Annotated in this window: 14 protein-coding genes; 5 read left to right on the top strand and 9 right to left on the bottom strand. The window is 60.6% G+C overall.

Translation table 11 applies throughout. The features are described 5' to 3' along the window. The first annotated feature begins 102 nt into the window (after positions 1 to 102). The gene (gene ramB, locus AC1DWA_RS28645; RefSeq protein ID WP_019744436.1) at positions 103 to 1,515 is read left to right on the top strand and encodes an acetate metabolism transcriptional regulator RamB; all 1,413 of its coding nucleotides are present in this window, start codon (positions 103 to 105) and stop codon (positions 1,513 to 1,515) included. Between the two features lie 5 nt (positions 1,516 to 1,520). Here ramB and AC1DWA_RS28640 read toward each other — a convergent pair whose 3' ends face one another. The 9 genes from AC1DWA_RS28640 to AC1DWA_RS28600 form a co-directional block, all read right to left on the bottom strand. After that, complete coding sequence (locus AC1DWA_RS28640; protein ID WP_477847281.1) at positions 1,521 to 2,543, bottom strand: alpha/beta hydrolase; 1,023 nt, start codon at positions 2,541 to 2,543, stop codon at positions 1,521 to 1,523. A 131-nt stretch (positions 2,544 to 2,674) separates the two neighbouring features. After that, positions 2,675 to 3,694: an alpha/beta hydrolase gene (locus AC1DWA_RS28635; protein WP_084325135.1), complete on the bottom strand. Its 1,020-nt coding sequence runs from the start codon at positions 3,692 to 3,694 to the stop codon at positions 2,675 to 2,677. 68 nt (positions 3,695 to 3,762) lie between these two features. After that, complete coding sequence (locus tag AC1DWA_RS28630; protein ID WP_020906734.1) at positions 3,763 to 5,403, bottom strand: class I adenylate-forming enzyme family protein; 1,641 nt, start codon at positions 5,401 to 5,403, stop codon at positions 3,763 to 3,765. Between the two features lie 9 nt (positions 5,404 to 5,412). Continuing rightward, positions 5,413 to 6,117 carry an ABC transporter ATP-binding protein gene (locus AC1DWA_RS28625; protein WP_042951161.1) on the bottom strand — a complete coding sequence of 235 codons (705 nt, stop codon included), beginning with the start codon at positions 6,115 to 6,117 and terminating at the stop codon, positions 5,413 to 5,415. Between the two features lies 1 nt (position 6,118). Continuing rightward, positions 6,119 to 6,892, bottom strand: a complete 774-nt coding sequence (locus AC1DWA_RS28620; RefSeq protein WP_046378188.1) for an ABC transporter ATP-binding protein — start codon at positions 6,890 to 6,892, stop codon at positions 6,119 to 6,121. Then, the gene (locus tag AC1DWA_RS28615) at positions 6,889 to 7,848 is read right to left on the bottom strand and encodes a branched-chain amino acid ABC transporter permease (RefSeq protein ID WP_223257992.1); all 960 of its coding nucleotides are present in this window, start codon (positions 7,846 to 7,848) and stop codon (positions 6,889 to 6,891) included. The genes AC1DWA_RS28620 and AC1DWA_RS28615 overlap by 4 nt, the downstream gene beginning before the upstream one ends. Positions 7,849 to 7,916: 68 nt before the next feature. Further along, on the bottom strand, positions 7,917 to 8,792 hold the full coding sequence (locus tag AC1DWA_RS28610) for a branched-chain amino acid ABC transporter permease (protein WP_020906730.1): 876 nt from the start codon (positions 8,790 to 8,792) through the stop codon (positions 7,917 to 7,919). A 15-nt stretch (positions 8,793 to 8,807) separates the two neighbouring features. Beyond that, on the bottom strand, positions 8,808 to 9,992 hold the full coding sequence (locus AC1DWA_RS28605; RefSeq protein ID WP_019744444.1) for an ABC transporter substrate-binding protein: 1,185 nt from the start codon (positions 9,990 to 9,992) through the stop codon (positions 8,808 to 8,810). Positions 9,993 to 10,118: 126 nt separating this feature from the next. Beyond that, positions 10,119 to 10,886, bottom strand: a complete 768-nt coding sequence (locus AC1DWA_RS28600; RefSeq protein ID WP_477847276.1) for a TetR/AcrR family transcriptional regulator — start codon at positions 10,884 to 10,886, stop codon at positions 10,119 to 10,121. 267 nt (positions 10,887 to 11,153) lie between these two features. On the opposite strand from AC1DWA_RS28600, the gene urtA reads away from it, so the two are divergent. From urtA to urtD, 4 genes are read left to right on the top strand one after another with little or no spacing between them, the layout of a single operon-like run. Continuing rightward, positions 11,154 to 12,410: an urea ABC transporter substrate-binding protein gene (gene urtA / locus AC1DWA_RS28595; protein ID WP_019744446.1), complete on the top strand. Its 1,257-nt coding sequence runs from the start codon at positions 11,154 to 11,156 to the stop codon at positions 12,408 to 12,410. 54 nt (positions 12,411 to 12,464) lie between these two features. After that, complete coding sequence (urtB, locus tag AC1DWA_RS28590) at positions 12,465 to 13,349, top strand: urea ABC transporter permease subunit UrtB (RefSeq protein WP_003941514.1); 885 nt, start codon at positions 12,465 to 12,467, stop codon at positions 13,347 to 13,349. Next, positions 13,346 to 14,452, top strand: a complete 1,107-nt coding sequence (urtC, locus tag AC1DWA_RS28585) for an urea ABC transporter permease subunit UrtC (protein ID WP_020906728.1) — start codon at positions 13,346 to 13,348, stop codon at positions 14,450 to 14,452. The genes urtB and urtC overlap by 4 nt, the downstream gene beginning before the upstream one ends. Then, on the top strand, positions 14,449 to 15,285 hold the full coding sequence (urtD, locus tag AC1DWA_RS28580) for an urea ABC transporter ATP-binding protein UrtD (protein ID WP_019744448.1): 837 nt from the start codon (positions 14,449 to 14,451) through the stop codon (positions 15,283 to 15,285). The genes urtC and urtD overlap by 4 nt, the downstream gene beginning before the upstream one ends. Positions 15,286 to 15,287 lie beyond the last annotated feature (2 nt).

Here is a 15,287-nt window from a genome sequence, read left to right as displayed (position 1 = left end):
GTTGAGGAGTGTGAGGACTCCTCAACCACTCACAGGGGGTGCCGGTGCGAATTCTGCAAACCCACCTTTGCGAAGCCGGACTGTCACTCGTATCCTGGGAAAATGTCGAAAACCTTTGTCGGTGTCCGGCTCCGCCAACTGCGGACCGAGCGCGGGTTGAGTCAGGCTTCGCTGGCCAAGACGCTGGAGATCTCGGCAAGCTATCTCAATCAGATCGAGCACGACGTCCGGCCACTCACCGTGCCGGTCCTCCTGCGAATCAGTGAAGTCTTCGGCGTCGACACCACCTTCTTCTCCCCACAGGACGACACGCGCCTGATCGCGGAAATGCGTGAAGTTGCCCTCGATCAGGAGATGGGCATCGACGCCGACGCCCACGAAATCGCGGAGATGGTCTCCACACACCCGGGCCTGGCCAAGGCGATGGTCAACATGCATCGCCGCTTCCGCAACACGACGGCGCAGCTCGCCGCAGCGACGGAAGACCGCTTCTCGGACGGCAGCGGCAGCGGTTCGATCACCATGCCGCACGAGGAAGTGCGCGACTACTTCTATCAGCGGCAGAACTACATTCACGATCTCGACACCGCGGCCGAAGAACTCACTGCCCGGATGCGCTTTCATCGCGGCGACGTCGCCGGCGAGATCGCCAGACGCCTCGAAACCGTCCACGGCGTGCAGATCGTTCGACGAGTCGACCTGGGCGAGAACATACTTCATCGTTACGACCCGGATACCAGGGTCCTGGAAATCTCCGCACGGCTCTCCGGCGGGCAACAGGTCTTCAAGTTTGCGACAGAACTCGCGTACCTCGAGCACGGCGATCTGCTCGACTCGTTGGTGGCCGAAGGCAACTTCACCAGCGAAGCGTCGGTCTCCCTGGCGCGACTTGGATTGGCCAACTACTTCGCGGCGGCCACCGTGCTCCCCTACAGCCAGTTCCACGACGTCGCCGAGGACTTCCGGTACGACATCGAGCGCATGTCCGCCTTCTATTCCGCGAGCTACGAGACGATCTGCCACCGCCTCTCGACCCTGCAGCGCCCCAAACTTCGCGGGGTTCCGTTCATGTTCGTCCGTGTCGACCGTGCCGGAAACATGTCGAAGCGTCAGTCCGCCACCGGATTCCACTTCTCCACCAGCGGCGGTACGTGCCCGCTGTGGAACGTCTACGAGACGTTCTCGTATCCGGGCAAGATCATGCCCCAGATCGCACAGATGCCCGACGGCCGCCGATACCTCTGGGTTGCTCGCACGGTCGAACGTCGAGCGGCTCGATACGGACAGCCCGCAAAGATCTTCGCCATCGGATTGGGATGCGAGATTCGACACGCCCACCGACTCGTCTACAGCGACGGTCTGGATCTGGACGAGTCGAATCCGGGAACGCCGATCGGCTCGGGCTGCCGTGTCTGCGAACGCCTCAACTGTCCGCAGCGTGCCTTCCCGCCGTTGGGTAAAGACCTCGATATCAGTGAGCACCGGAGTTCGATTTCGCCTTACGTGATTCGCTGACCGCGCTAACGCACGTAGTTGCGTAGGAACGCGACTGTGCGATCGAACGCGATCATCCCGTCCACGGTATCGAGGTCGAACTGATATTCGTGGTCCAGCGCAGGCTCGTGATCGTCGGGGTAGAACAGTGCGTCTACTTCGACGCCCAGATCGGCGAGCCGTTCTGCCATGGGTTTCGACTGGCTGGCGGTCAGTGGGTCGACATTTCCGCCGGTGATGAACGTCGCTGGAAAGTCCGAGGTCACATGGCCCAGTGTCGACATCTGACCCACTGCAGTCGACCCGTCGAAGTCCCTCGTTCCGAGGTATCCCCACAGCGATTGCTTGTCGACGCCCCAACCGAAGTACTTCCCCTGTGACAGCAGGGGTTTCAGATCGAAGACCCCACAGTCGAGGACAACTCCGCGTATCTGCTCGGGACGTAATGCCGACTCCACACCCATTTCCGACGCGTAGTCAGGGCTGGTCATGACCGTCGCCAACTGACTGGACAACTGCGCGCCTGCCGAATCTCCCGCAAGAAAGAGATTGTTCGAATCGACATGCAACCTGTCCGCATTGCTCACGATAAATCGATACGCGTCGTTCAGCTGATTCACTGCGGTGGGGTAATACGCATCTGGTCCCAGTGAGTAGTCCACCGAAATCACAGTGAAGCCTTGATTTGCCAACAGTTTGTAGTAACCGTCGGCATCAGTTCTCGATCCTGATATCCAGCCACCGCCGTGCACCCAGACCACCGTGGGTAGCGCCGAAGTGGACTCCGACGGGTAGTAAACGTCCAGTTGTGCATCGTCGTCGCCGTCGCGGTACGACTGATCGAGAATCGAGACGATTCCTGACGGTGCATGCCTGTCGAGTTGTGCGTGAGTCGCTTCGGAGCCACCCGCTGACATCCACCGTACGAGGAGAACTCCTGGCCACGGACTGACGAGTGCCACGGTTACCCCGGACAGCAGAATGACGACGAATACCGCCGCGATTCCGACAATGCGCCTTCGCCGTCTGTCGGGGGAAGACGCGCGCACAACAACTCCTGGGGTCGGATCGGATTCACCCAGGCTAGACCAAAAGGACTAGTCGAGAATTCCCCGGCAACACACCCGCGGCGCTTTGTCTGAAATGACCATTTCTTCAGCGTCTCAGCATCATCCGACAACTAGCGGGTGTGTGCGTCGAGAAACTGAACCGTGCGATCGAGGGCAGTGAGACCGTCGGCATTGTCCAGATCGAACTGATACTCGTGACCGAGCGCCGGAACGTGATCGGCCGGATAGAACAGTGTGTCGACCGCGACTCCCAACCCCGTCAATTTGTCAGCCAACGGTTTCGACTGAGAATCTGTCAAAGGATCCGCGTTGCCGCCGCTGATGTAGGCAGGCGGAAATTGAGCGCTGACGTAGTTCAAGGTCGACATCTGATCCGCTGCGTCGGTACTCATGAAGTCACGCACGCCGGTATACGCCCAGAGGGACCGATCAACCCCCCAACCGATGATGCCGGGTCCGCCGACCATGTTCCCGACGTCGTAGATTCCACAGTTCAGGATTACTCCACGTAACTGATCCGGCCGCAGCGACGGGACCACGCCCACACGGTTCGCATACGCGGGATCAGTGACGAGAGTGGCGAGCTGACTCGAGAGTTGCGCTCCCGCAGAATCACCGGCGAGAACGACCGTCGTCGGATCAACATGCAGCCGTTCCGCATTCGCGACGACGTACGCGTGAGCGTCGTTGAGCTGCCGCACCGCTGTCGGATAGTGGTGCTCAGGTCCGAGTGAGTAGTCCAGGGACACAACGGTGTAGCCACGCGAGGCCAGCAACTCGTAGTACGGCGCGTAGTTGGACTTGCTTCCCGAGATCCAGGCACCGCCATGAGTCCAGATCACCGTAGGCAATGCGGTCGTCGTCGCTGCGGGAAAGTAGACATCCAGGTATGCGTCGTCGTCATCGGCGCGGTACTGCTGGTCCTTGATCGAGTCGACGCCTTCGGGCGCGTGCTTCTCGAGCGCCTCGGTGACTTTCACGGCATCACGATCGAAGACCCATCGTACGGTGAGTGCGCCAGGTCTCGGGCTCAGAACGAAGGCCAGAACCACGGCTCCGACCAGAACGAACACAATTGCCAGAGCCCACAGCAAGCGCCTGCGCCACCGATGCGGTGAAGGGTTCGTCATCGGGTTTCCTTCACTCTCGGCAAAATGTCCGGATCAGCGTAACGCGACGCCGGTACTGTCAGGCGCGATCAGCCGAGTTCAGCGATCCGCCTCTGCGCGAGTGCCTTGACTTCGCCCTTGGCTACTTTGCCGCCTGCCGCCATCGGCAATTCGGCGACCGTCATCACGTACTCGGGTATGTACTCGCGGGTCACTCCTCGGCTCTGCAGCCAGGCGGTCAGGTCCACCGAACTCAGATCGTCATCGGCGGACACGACGACCGCACAGACCTTCTCACCGAACAGCGGATCGTCGACTCCGACCACGGCGACCAGTTCCACCGAAGGATGCGCGCGCACGTACTCCTCGACCTCGACCGCGGAAATGTTCTTGCCGCCTCGAATGATGATGTCGGCTTTGCGCCCGACCACACGCACCCGCCCGGTCTCGTCGATCTCGACGATGTCGCCGAGAAGCATCCAACCGTCGTCGGTGTACAACTCGTCGTTTGCATCGACGTCGCCCCAATAACCCTGGCACATCAGCGGGCCGTTGACCGCAGGCTGACCGCGACGGACGGAGCCGGTCACTTCCTTTGCCGCATCGTCGAATACACGAACTTGCATGCGATCGATGACGTGGCCGCACGTCTTCAGTCGGGTATCGGAACCGTCCGAAACCGTCGTCACCGAGACGGCGCCGGTTTCGTTTGATCCGTAGAACTGCAGGACAGCCGCTCCGGTACGTTGTTCGAAGGCCAGTGCCTCCGAATACGGCACGGCTTCACCACCGGTGAACATGAAACGAAGTGACGAGAGATCGGCCGATTCCGCGGCCTCCGAACGCAACAGCATCTTGAATTGTGTACTCACACAATTCAAAGCAGTCACCCGTTCGCGCTCGATCAACTCGATCATCACCGAAACGTCGAAGCGTTCCATGACGACATTGCGAGCACCGAGTAGCGCCGGCAGGAAATGCGAAGTCCAGAGGCCGAATCCGAAAGGTGCCGGAACCGCGCCGAGGAACACCTCATCCGGACCGATCGCCGCCGCCTCGGCGGCAATCTCGGAGAAACCAACCCAACGATCCTCGGTTTGTGTGACCAGTTTGGGTAGGCCGGTTGTGCCGGACGTCGAGTTCAGCATCGAAACGGCTGACGTGACAAAACACGGACTGGTTGCGGGGAACTGCTTTAGCTCGACCGGCAACGAGGTGAGTTCGCCGTTTGCACTCACGCGTTCGAAACTCACGTCGGCGCGTTCGTCGGCGAAGACGACGTCCAGTCCGGGATGCTCTGCCCGCAGACTCGCCACGAGTTCGGCGGTATCGACGCCGCGCAGCGTGCGAGTGGTGACGAGTACGGAGGCTTCCGAGCGGGCGATCAGATGAGAGATCTCGCGAATGCCCGAGCGCGAACCGATTCCGACCGCGACGCGGCCGGTACGAAATGCTGCGCAGAGAGCCGCATGGAATACAGCGGTGTCGGGGAGCAACACGGCTACATGTCCGTATCCCTCACCAGCTAGATCCAGCGCCGACGCGATCGCATCGGCAGCCGCGTCGTACTGTTTCCACGACACCCTCGATTCCGGAGTGACAAAGGCGGTTTCGTCCGGGATGGTCTCAGACCAATGCCTGACCATTTCGCTGATGCTGACGCCGGCGAACCGGTCCGGATTCGTGGCGAATTCACCGACGGTGAAGTCGAGTGTCTTCGTTTCAAGCATGATCGTCGATCATCTCCCGTCGGCGCTGAGTACGCCCATCGATTGTTTGTACGCGTTGTCCAGTGTCGCTGCGGAATCGCATTCGCGGACGAGTTCGCCGCGCTGCATGACATATCCGCGGTCGACAACCGATTTCAGTGCAGTAAGTGCCGGTTCCGTCACGATGACGGTCACACCCTCGGCGGCCAGACCCCCGACCAGCGCTCGCAGCTCCGCGACGATTTTCGGTGCCAGTCCTGTCATCATCTCGTCGAGGAGCAACACCTTCGGGGTTTCCAGAAGGGCCCGCCCCAGAACCAACATCTGCTGCTCACCACCGCTGAGGACCCCGGCATAACTCTCGGAGCGTTCATGCAGGATCGGGAACCTCTCGAAAGCTGTTTCCACGGCTTCGGCTTTCAATCCCAGCAGGTCTGCGCCGACGCGTAGGTTCTCGCGAACGGACATTCGCATGAACAGTTGCCTGCCTTGGGGTACGTAGGCAAATCCGCTGCGGACACGATCCAGTGCCGATAATTTCTGGATCTCTCGACCATCGAATTTGATTGTCCCGGTGGCGGGAACCGAGCCGTAGATGGATCCCGCCAAGCTGGTCTTGCCTGCACCGTTCGGCCCGACGATCGCTGTCACTTCACCGGCGGGGGCGACAAGGGAGACTTCCCGGACGGCGACAGCGGATCCGTATCGAACTGTGACTCTGTCGAGTTCGAGCATGTCAGGCGCCTTCCTCGTATTCGGAACCGAAATAGACTTCTCGCATCGCGTCGCTGGCCAAGCACTCCTGCGGTGGTCCGTAGAACGCCACTGATCCGAAATTGAGCAGCACGATCTTGGTGGCGAGCGCCGCGATGAGATCGACGTTGTGATCGACCAGGACTACTCCTTTGCCCTGCGCGGCAATCGATCGCACGGCACCGGAGATGGCAGCGATGCCGTCGTGATCCGCGCCGGCAAACGGTTCGTCCAACAGGAGAACATCGGGTTCGGTCGCCATCGCCCGCGCCACCTCGACCAGACGCTGCGCCCCCAAACTGAGATCCCCGCAAGCACTCTCGACGTCGGTGACCGAGTATCGCGCAGCAATCTCCCGGGCCCGCTGTGCTGTCCGGTCCCAGTTCTCGAAAGGTCCTTTGATCGCCCACCACAGCGAGTGCAGAGGTGAGGTGATCTTGTGCCCGTACAGTCCCGGGATGATGTTGTCGACGGCGTCGAGTTCCGCCGCGAGCTGCGGATGTTGAAACGTGCGCGAGAGCCCTTGCCGTGCACGGCGCTCCGACGGCCCGGTCAAGGCAGCACCCGCGAGCGCGACGGTTCCGGAATCTGCTTGCTGTGTGCCGAAGATGCAGTCCACCAGTGTGGTCTTGCCTGCCCCGTTCGGGCCGACCAGTCCGATCACCTCTCCCGGTCCGACGCTGAACGAGACATCGTCGACAGCGCGGACGCCGCCGTAGGACTTGTGGAGCCCGCTCACTTCGAGTAGCCGAGTCATCGATTGCCACGCTCCTTGTACAGACGGTTCATTCGACCCAGAACGTTCTGACTCCAACCGATCACCCCACCAGGCGCGACGATGAGGATCACCAGGACGGCTCCGGCAAGCAGGAGTTCGCCGCTTCCCTGGTAGCCGGGCATGTTCAGCGTCACGATCACCACGATCAATGCACCGAGCGGAGCACCCCACGCCGAACCGCGACCGCCGATGATCGGCATGAAGATTGCAAGGAAAACAATACTGAGAGTGAAGGTTTCAGGAGTGACAGCTTGCACCGACACGGTGAAAAGCGATCCGCCGGTCGACGCGATCGCGGCACCGATCGCCAGCGCCACGACGGTCAGGTGCGCAGGATTGACGCCGGAAGACCGTGCGACATTACGATTGTCGCGGGCAGCTTGCAACATCAGCCCCCACACCGATTTCCGGAGTCGATCGACAGCGACCGCGATCAGACACACGAACAAGATCGCGAACACGACCAATGCGTAGCGCGGTGGCTCCCAGCCGAACATCGTCACAGTCTCGACACCCGAGATCCCGGCCGATCCGCCGGTGAAACTCGGTCCGTCGATCAACCAGTGCTCGAAAGCGATACCGAACAACAAGGTCACCGCGGCAAGGTAGAAGCCGGAGAGTTTCTGCGTTGCCAAGCTGAGAAGTACTGCAACCGCTGCAGCGGCGAGGGCGCCGAGAATCCATCCCCACCACATCGACAACCCGGTCCGAACCGAGATCAGCGCAACGGCATACGCGCCGATCGCCGCATACGCGCTGTACGCCATCGACAGTGATCCCGCGAGCACGAATGGCACGTACATGCCGAGTGCGATCAGCGAATACGTCGCAGCGAGGAACACCAGATCCTGCCGGTACAGACTCGGCCCCATCCACAGCAGCACGGCAGCAACCACGACCACGGTGATCAGCGCTTCTCGTGACACGGCGAGCATCCTCGTCCGGGGACCGCCGGATGTAGCGGGCGGATTTGACGTCAGCGGACTGGTAGAAAGCGAGGCCATCAGACGCGAACCTTCCTCGAGAGCAAGCCTTCCGGACGGAAAGCGAAGAACACTAGGGCAATCAACAGAATCGCGGTTTGAGCAGCACTCGCACCGAAGTAGTACGGGGCGAATACCTGGACGACGCCCAACACCATTCCGCCGATCAGCGGAGCCCAACTCCGGCCGGTACCACCGATGACGAGTGCGATGAATGCCGTCAGCGTCCATGACAGACCGCTCGTGAACTGAACACCGGCCTTGGGAGCGAACAGAAGTCCGGCGACGGCGGCAATCACACCCGCGAGGGTGAACGCGATGAGGCGTACCCGATCCACCGGCAAGCCCAGGACGCGGGCGGCATCCGGACTGTCGCCGACGGCGCGAAGCAGACGGCCCGAGGTGGACCGGTTCAGCCACAGTCCGATACCGACGAAGATCACTGCAGTTCCGACGACGAGTACAACGGTCGAACTGTCGACGGTGGCACCGAGCACCGATATCGGATCGAAGTCGAAGATCTTCTGCCCGGGAAGTGGTGTGCGGCCGAAGACAGTGCCGGCGAGCTGCTGGATCCCGAACAGTACTGCGGTCACAGCCACCAACGCCGGTAGTTCCCCACGACCCGATCGCTTCTGAACCTGTTTGACCACAAGCTTTTCCGTCAGGATCGACAGCGCCACCGCTACCGCGATCCCTAGCGGCATGGCAATCCAGAGAGCGAGCCCGTAATTGATCGCGACCCAACTCGACGCCATGGCCGCAGCCATCGCATACGGACCCATCGCAAAATTGAAGAAATCGGCGCCGACCACCACGAGATACATTCCGAGGGCTATCAGTGAAAAGAATGCACCGATCTCGATGGCAGCGAGCCACAGTTGTGCGTCTGTCATGTCAAGGCTCCTCGGTTATCCACACGGGGGTTGGTAGGAATCCCACGGATGGGCCGGCTTGTTGTCCTCACCGAATTCGACGAGCACCAGTCCGCAGAGGCTGTCCGGAGCCAGGTGATCCTGCGAGGAGAACGACAGTGTCAATCCGTCCTGGCCGAAGCTGGCGGGAAGTGCCGAAACCTGTTGAAGAGCATCACGAACGGCCGTCCGATCTCGGTGGTCGCCGGCAATTTCGATTGCCTCGGCCAACATCATGACGGCGTCGTACGCCTGTGCGTCGTAGGCAGTCAGTTGATAATCAGGCCCCTTCACCGCCTGCACCTTGCGACGCAGTTCGGCGGTTCTCGGGTTGTTCTCACTGAGCGAGCCCATGTACACCATGCCGCTCAACGCCTTCGGGTCCGCCAAAGCCCAAGATGCGGGCTGGTTTCCGATGGAAGCGAGTGAGAAGCGTTGCGTCTGTGGGGTGATCTTCGACAAGGTGTTGTGCGCGAGGATTTCGAAGTGCCCGCCGATACTGGCGACCAGAATCGCGTCCGGTTCGGTTTCCGCGAGACGTGAGACCTGTGCGGTGATGTCCGCGGCATCGACCGGCGCCTTTTCGACGCCCGTCACTCTCGCGCACTTCTCGAGCGCCGGCCGCAGGGTCTTGATGATTCCGTCGATGGACGCACTCGCGTCACCGAGAATTCCCAGGGACTTGTACCCCATCTTCTCGAAAGCCCCGCAGTACACCTGGGCGTACTGCTTCAACGAGTTCGGAATCATGAACGAGAAGTCGTTGTCGGGCGCCGAGGCAAAGGCGTCGCTGAGAACGACCGGAGCTATCGCGGGAATCTTCGACTGCTGGAGAATCGACTTGGCCTGCAGCACCGACCCGCTGCCGGTGGCGAGGATGACCGCACTTGATCCGTGATCGACCAACTTCCGAATGATCGACGGGGTCTTGGTGGGACTGCTCTCGTCATTCTCGACAACCAATTCGACCTGCTTGCCGTTGATTCCGCCGGCCTGGTTGATCAGGTCGACAGTCATACGCACGGTCTTGCCGGCGATCGTGCTGTACGACGCACCGGGCCCGGTGGAGTCCTCGTCCAAACCGATGACGATGGTGTCTTCGGGAATGACACCGGCAGATGCGCACGCGCTCGCCCCGAGGACCACTGCCGCGCAGACGGCAATCGCCTTTCCGAGTCTCACATCAATCTCCCGTCCAAACTCTGCTTGGTAAATCAAACAAGCGCTTGATTTATGAGTGTGAACAGAAGTATGCACTGGGTCACACCGATAGTCAAAATTCGAACTACACGCGTAGGAACTGCGGTGTTACGGCTTCTGCAGCTGCCGGATCGAGGAGCTGAGTTCGCGAATGACGGACTTCAATTCGTCGACGTCCGAACGGAGTTCGGCCATTTGGGAGTCAGAGCGGAGTTCGGCAAATTCGGAGGCAGGAGATACGGTCTGCGCTTCCTTCTTCGTCGTGCGCTGCGCAATGCGTGCCACCGGCTCGCCGTCGACGGAACGTGCGGCGAAGCCGTCCAGGAAAACCGAAATCAGATTGCGCTGCAGATCATCCGCCAACTCGGAAAGCTGCGGGCGATACTGCGCGACGGTGGACCAGACGGATTCACGCAGGAGACGGTGAAACTGTTCGGGATCGATGTCTTCCCGAAACTCCGCGTCGGCAATTCCGCGAGCGATAGCCGATCGCCAGTAGCTGTGTGCCTTCTGAACCAAGATGGTGATGGGCGCGTCCGCCGGTTGCGACGAAAGTATGGCTTCTCCCTGATAGACCTCCGTGGCATACGGGTGATCCACCGCCGACGCAAAAGACACCGAGACCATCGTTGCCAGGCGATCTCGGGCCGAACCTCCCGACTCGATCGAGTCTTCGTACCTGACGTTGAGGTCTTCGAGAAACCGGACGACGATCTCGTTGGCTATCGCATCCTTGGAGTCGAAGTAGTGATAGAGGCTGCCGGAGAGAATCCCGACTTCGTCGGCGATGTCGCGTACCGTCGTCGCGGCGATTCCCCGCTCACTGAACAGCTTGGCCGCATGAGCGAGTATTTCGTCCCGTCGGGTCGAGCGCACGAGAAGATCCTTCCGACGTTCCGATCGTCAAGCGAGTGCTTGATCAATTTCTCGTCGATGCTAACACCGCACCCTCGCTGACCTGCGGTGTGAGGTCCTGGACATCCAATCGAAACACCGGACACACACTTGTCACCGACAGTCATTCCACCGCAACAACTTCCACCTACTCTGTGCACTCGACGAATACAGCGTTGTATACGCACTCCGGATACAGATCTGTCAGAGCCATTGTCTGCCAGAGCCATCGACACGAAAGGCCCGTACATGCGAACCTTCTCGAAGCGCACCCTTGCCGCGCCGGCCGCTCTCGCCGCGCTGGGCTTGGTTCTCACCGGCTGCGGAAGCAAGGCGACAGACACCGCATCGGGAGATTCGACGGCTACGTCGTGCGTCGACACCTCGGGGGACACGATCAAGGTCGGTTCTCTGAATTCACTCTCGGGCACCATGGCCATCAGTGAAGTGACGGTCCGCGACTCCATCTCGTTGGCGGTGCAGGAGATCAACGATTCCGGCGGTGTGCTGGGCAAGAAGATCCAGATCGTGGCAGAGGACGGCGCGTCGGAGCCGACAGTGTTCGCCGAGAAGGCCGAGAAACTGATCAGCAGCGATTGCGTCGCAGCAGTTTTCGGTGGCTGGACTTCCTCGAGCCGCAAGGCCATGCTGCCGGTGTTCGAGGACAACAACTCCTTGCTCTACTACCCGGTCCAGTACGAGGGACTGGAAGATTCGAAGAACATCTTCTACACGGGTGCAACGACCAACCAGCAGATCATCCCGGCTCTGGATTACCTGAAGGAGAAGGGCGTCAAGTCGCTGTATCTGGTCGGCAGCGACTACGTGTTCCCGCAGACCGCCAACCGCATCATCAAGGCCTACGCGGCAGCGAACGGCATCGAGATCAAGGGCGAGGATTACACGCCATTGGGCTCGACCGACTTCTCCACCATCGTGAACAAGGTCCGCACAGCCGACGCCGATGCCGTGTTCAACACACTCAACGGTGATTCCAACGTCGCGTTCTTCCGTGAATACTCGAATGTCGGCCTGAAGCCCGCCGACATGCCCGTCGTCTCCGTCTCCATTGCCGAGGAAGAGGTCGGCGGTATCGGAGTCCAGAACGTCGAAGGCCAGCTGACGGCGTGGAACTACTACCAGACCATCGACTCACCCGAGAACAAGAAGTTCGTCGAGGCGTACAAGGCGAAGTTCGGCCAGGACAAGCCCACGTCCGATCCGATGGAAGCGGCATACACCTCCGTCTACCTCTGGAAGAACACCGTCGAGAAGGCCAACTCGTTTGCGGTCAAGGATATTCAGGACAACGCCGACGGTGTGACCTTCCAGGCACCCGAAGGACTCGTCACCATCGACGGCGACAACCACCACATCACCAAGACTGCCCGAATCGGCGAAATCCGTTCCGATGGACTGATCTACACGGTCTGGGATTCGGGACAGCCGATCGAGCCGGATCCGTACCTGAAGAACTACCCCTGGGCCGAGGGACTCGGCAGCTGATCGACGAAAGGCGGAATTGACGGAATCGACGAGTAGAGAGGTGGAGCGTCTGTCATGGATGTTGTGATCGGACAGTTGTTCACGGGTTTGAGTATCGGATCGATTCTCCTGTTGGCAGCGTTGGGATTGTCTCTCACGTTCGGGCAGATGGGTGTCATCAACATGGCACACGGCGAGTTCATCATGGCCGGCTCGTACACCGCATACGTAGTGCAGCAGGTGATCTCGAATGCAACGGGATCGTTGATCATTTCTCTGCTGGTCGGTTTTGTCGTCGGCGGACTGATGGGTGTCGTGCTCGAAGTGGTCCTGGTATCGCGGATGTACCACCGACCCCTCGACACCCTGTTGGTGACATTCGGCGTCGGATTGATTCTTCAGCAGTTGGCGCGCGACATCTTCGGCGCGCCGGCAGTCAATGTTTCGGCGCCGAGCTGGCTTTCGGGCGGGGTCGATATTTTCGGCGCCGTGGTACCGAAAACCCGCATCTTCATTCTGGTGTTGGCGATCGCAGCGGTGATCGCGCTTTCGGTCGCGCTGAAGCAGTCGTCGATGGGTAGACGCATCCGGGCCGTCGTGCAAAATCGCGATCTGGCCGAGACGAGCGGAATCTCCTCTCGTCGTACGGACATCACGACCTTCTTCCTCGGTTCCGGACTCGCCGGCGTCGCGGGTGTCGCGTTGACGCTCATCGGTTCCACCAGCCCGACCATCGGCCAGTCCTATCTGATCGACGCCTTCCTGGTTGTTGTCGTCGGCGGTCTCGGTCAGATGAAGGGAGCCGTGATCGCGGCCTTCGCCCTCGGCATCTTGAACTCGTTCATCGAGTACTCGACGACGGCGTCGATCGCGAAGGTGATCGTGTTCGTCATCATCGTCGTCTTCCTTCAAGTTCGGCCGCAGGGCCTGTTCGCAGTCAAGACGAGGAGCCTCGTATGAGCATCCTGAACAATTCCCGAATTCGGGTGTGGGGCGGTTTTGCACTTGCCGCGATCGTGCTGTTCGCCATCGCTCCGGCTGTGCTCTCGGACTTCAGGCTGTCACTGTTGGCCAAATTCCTGTGCTTCGCCATAGTCGCTGTCGGCATCGGCTTGGCTTGGGGCAGAGGCGGAATGCTCACGCTCGGCCAGGGCGTCTTCTTCGGAATCGGCGCGTACGTGATGGCGATGCACCTCAAGATCGCCGATGCCGAACTCAAGGGCGACGCGGTCCCGGACTTCATGTCCATCGCCGGCAAAACAGAACTTCCGGGATACTGGCAACCGTTCGCCTCGCCATTCGTGGCGATCTTCGCCATCCTTTTCCTGCCTGGCGCTGTTGCCTTTCTCCTCGGACTCGGTGTGTTCAAGCGGAGAGTCAAGGGCGCATACTTCGCGATCCTCTCGCAAGCACTCGCCGCGGCTTTCGCGATCCTCTTGATCGGCCAGCAGTCGATCGGTGGCAGCAACGGCCTCAACCGCTTTCGCACGTTCTTCGGTTTCAACCTCAACGATCCGGCGAACAAGCAGATGTTGTTCTTCATCGCCGCCGGAGTTCTTCTCGCATCGGTCGCTCTGATTCGCCAGCTGATGAACTCCCGATACGGCGAACTCCTCGTCGCCGTCCGCGATCAAGAGGAGCGCGTACGTTTCCTCGGATACGATCCGGCGAACATCAAACTGGTCGCCTACGTGACCGCGGCGTTCCTCGCCGGTATCGCCGGTGCGCTTTTCGTTCCGATCGTGGGCATCATCTCCCCCGCCGACGTCGGAATCGTTCCGTCAATCGCCTTCCTCATCGGGGTCGCGATCGGTGGCCGCGCAACGCTTCTGGGTCCGGTACTCGGTGCGATCGGCGTCGCTTGGGCGCAGTCGACATTCTCGGAGAAACTCCCTTCGGGATGGATCTACGCACAAGGGTTGATGTTCATCGTCGTGGTCGGGTTCTTCCCGGCAGGTGTGGCCGGATTGTTCGCCCTGATGCGCCACCGCAAGAAGCGTGAGACCCCGGCCGACCCGCCGGTCAAGGTCTCCCAACCCGAACCAGTGGAGGTGTCGTCATGACCAACACAACCGCCACCAGCGAACCCACACCGGCACTGGGCGGCAACGCCGGAATGTCGTCCGAGTACCTCGAAGTACGGAACCTTTCGGTCAGCTTCGACGGTTTCAAGGCCGTCGACGGCGTCGACTTGACCCTCATGCAGGGCGACCTCAGGTTTCTCATCGGCCCGAACGGGGCTGGAAAGACAACGCTGGTCGACGCCATCACCGGACTCGTTCCCGCGACGGGTTCGATCACGAAGTCCGGCGAGCAACTGCTCGGCAAGAAGGTTCACAAGATCGCCCGCCTCGGCGTCGGGCGAACCTTCCAGACGGCAAGCGTCTTCGAAGAACTCTCGGTGCTGCAGAATCTCGACATCGCGGCGGGAGCCGGTCGCTCGGCGTGGAACCTGCTCCGAAGGCGCAAAGGTGTGCTCCCCGAGATCGAGGAGGCTCTGGAGACAACCGGCTTGGAGCACCTCAGAGACACTCCCGCGGGCATTCTGGCGCACGGGCAGAAACAGTGGCTCGAAATCGGAATGTTGTTGGTGCAGAACTGTTCCGTGCTACTACTCGACGAGCCCGTCGCTGGGATGAGCCTGGAGGAGCGCGAGGAGACCGGAAACCTTCTGCGTCGCATCGGCGGTGCACGAACCGTCGTCGTGGTCGAGCACGACATGGACTTCATGCGATCGTTCGCCACGTCCGTCACAGTGCTCGCCGCTGGGAAAGTACTCGCCGAAGGAACTGTGGCGGAGGTTCAAGCCGACCCCAAGGTGCAAGAGGTCTATCTCGGCACAGCCGCTGCCGGAACCGATCTCGGCGCCGACACCGAACCGACCCCGGAGGACTGAAT

The organism is Rhodococcus sp. P4_F3_2 (assembly GCF_056401335.1).
Note: the sequence above shows the minus strand (reverse complement) of the source record. Positions and strands in the feature narration are given on the sequence as shown.

Coding starts and splice junctions, on each gene's coding strand:
- ramB (WP_019744436.1), top strand. CDS start 103: ATGTCGAAAACCTTTGTCGGTGTCCGGCTCCGCCAACTGCGGACCGAG.
- AC1DWA_RS28635 (WP_084325135.1), bottom strand. CDS start 3,694: ATGACGAACCCTTCACCGCATCGGTGGCGCAGGCGCTTGCTGTGGGCT.
- AC1DWA_RS28630 (WP_020906734.1), bottom strand. CDS start 5,403: ATGCTTGAAACGAAGACACTCGACTTCACCGTCGGTGAATTCGCCACG.
- AC1DWA_RS28625 (WP_042951161.1), bottom strand. CDS start 6,117: ATGCTCGAACTCGACAGAGTCACAGTTCGATACGGATCCGCTGTCGCC.
- AC1DWA_RS28620 (WP_046378188.1), bottom strand. CDS start 6,892: ATGACTCGGCTACTCGAAGTGAGCGGGCTCCACAAGTCCTACGGCGGC.
- AC1DWA_RS28615 (WP_223257992.1), bottom strand. CDS start 7,848: ATGCTCGCCGTGTCACGAGAAGCGCTGATCACCGTGGTCGTGGTTGCT.
- AC1DWA_RS28610 (WP_020906730.1), bottom strand. CDS start 8,792: ATGACAGACGCACAACTGTGGCTCGCTGCCATCGAGATCGGTGCATTC.
- urtA (WP_019744446.1), top strand. CDS start 11,154: ATGCGAACCTTCTCGAAGCGCACCCTTGCCGCGCCGGCCGCTCTCGCC.
- urtB (WP_003941514.1), top strand. CDS start 12,465: ATGGATGTTGTGATCGGACAGTTGTTCACGGGTTTGAGTATCGGATCG.
- urtC (WP_020906728.1), top strand. CDS start 13,346: ATGAGCATCCTGAACAATTCCCGAATTCGGGTGTGGGGCGGTTTTGCA.
- urtD (WP_019744448.1), top strand. CDS start 14,449: ATGACCAACACAACCGCCACCAGCGAACCCACACCGGCACTGGGCGGC.